A 772-nucleotide genomic window follows, 5' to 3' on the forward strand; every position below is an offset into this window, starting at 1 on the left:
GGCTCGCCCTGATCGGCGGTGATCTGCTCATCCAGTTCTTCGGGGCGGACGAGCTTCCGGTACGGGTCCCCGAGGCGCTGGACTCCTCGGTGACCCTGCTCGGCCACCGGTACCCCGCGTACCGGCTCTGCTTCATCGCGATGGCCGTCCTGCTCGCCGCTCTCGGTACGTGGGTGCTGACCCGGACCCGGGTGGGCGCGGCGGTACGGGCCGCCGCCGACGACCCGCAGATGCTCGCGGCCACCGGCCACAACCCCCGGGCGGTGCACACCGGCGTCCTCGCGGCGGCGGGTGCACTGGCCGGGGCGGCGGGCGTCCTCGGGGCGCCGATCATCGGCCCGGGGCCCGGCACGTCCGAGAACGTGCTGATGCTGTCCCTGGTGGTGGTCGTGCTCGGAGGGCTGCGCTCGCTGTGGGCGACGTTCTTCGCGGCGGTCGCGGTGGGGGAGGTGCAGACGCTGGGCGTCTCGGTGGCCCCGGACCTCGCGCCGTACCTGCTCTTCGCCGCGATGGCGGCGGTCCTGGTGCTGCGCTCCCGCTCCCGCTTCACGGAGCCCGCCACCGCGCACGGCCCGCAGGGCCCGCCGGCGGACCCGGTGGCCCGGCTCCGCCGCCACCTCGCGGCGCGCCTGCGCCCGCGCGGGGGGGCGTCGGCGGGGGCGGTCCTGGCCGCTCCGGAGTCCGGTTCCGATCCGGAGGAGCCGGACAGGCCGGACGGCTCCGGCGACTCCATGTCCGTCACGGCGCCCGCCCGTTCGACCGGTCCGGCGGC

Annotated in this window: 1 pseudogene; it reads left to right on the plus strand. The window is 77.1% G+C overall.

The window, feature by feature from the left end:
• Positions 1-772: pseudogene (locus GT042_RS29660) on the plus strand (branched-chain amino acid ABC transporter permease); the annotation flags it as partial.

This window comes from Streptomyces sp. SID3212 (genome assembly GCF_009865405.1).
GTDB lineage: Bacteria > Actinomycetota > Actinomycetes > Streptomycetales > Streptomycetaceae > Streptomyces.